Origin of the sequence: Paraburkholderia sp. RL17-381-BIF-C, from assembly GCF_046026435.1 — a bacterium.
Classification (GTDB): Bacteria; Pseudomonadota; Gammaproteobacteria; order Burkholderiales; family Burkholderiaceae; genus Paraburkholderia.
The window spans coordinates 1-689 of sequence record NZ_JARESX010000208.1; the positions used below are offsets into that span (position 1 = coordinate 1).

General features: G+C 59.5%; 1 pseudogene. It reads left to right on the forward strand.

Annotated elements, in window-relative coordinates:
- Window positions 1-53: 53 nt before the first annotated feature.
- Window positions 54-689: pseudogene (locus P0D70_RS36720) on the forward strand (helix-turn-helix domain-containing protein); the annotation flags it as partial.

Sequence of the window (689 nt, forward strand, 5' to 3'; positions counted from 1 at the left end):
TGACCGGTCCTGAAATAGGTTGACACTTTTTCGACGAATTGAAGAGGTGGCAAGTGGAGCAAGGGATCAAGCGGACGCAACGGGACTACAGTCTGGCTTTTAAGCTGTCGGTGGTGGAGCAGGTCGAAAAAGGCGAACTGACGTACAAAGAGGCGCAGCGGCGCTACGGCATTCAGGGTCGCTCGACAGTGCTGGTATGGTTACGCAAGCACGGCTTGCAGGATTGGGCTGATCCATCCGGCCGTGCGCAATCGGATTGGGCCATGCCGAAGGAAGACTCAAAGCCGCTCACACCAGAGCAGCGCATCAGGGAATTGGAAACGCAATTGCGCGAAGCGCGGGAGAAGGCCGCGTTGTTCGAGGCTGTGCTTGACGTGATGCGCAAGGATTACGGGATCACGGTAAAAAAGCCTTCGGGCAGGTCGTCGGGCAAAAGCGGATCGAAACGCTGAGCGTCGAGCGGGCCTGCCGTTATATGGGCATCAGCCGGCAAGCGTATTACAAGCGTTGCCGGTTCGAGAAGCGTCGCGATTCGGAAGCGGCAAGCGTGACCGCCCTCGTGCGGGACGTCCGGCTTCGCCAGCCGAGGCTTGGGACACGAAAACTGCATCATCTGCTCGGCCCCGAACTCGCCGGACGAGGTATCAAGCTGGGGCGAGACCGATTGTTCGATGTGCTGCGCGCCGCAC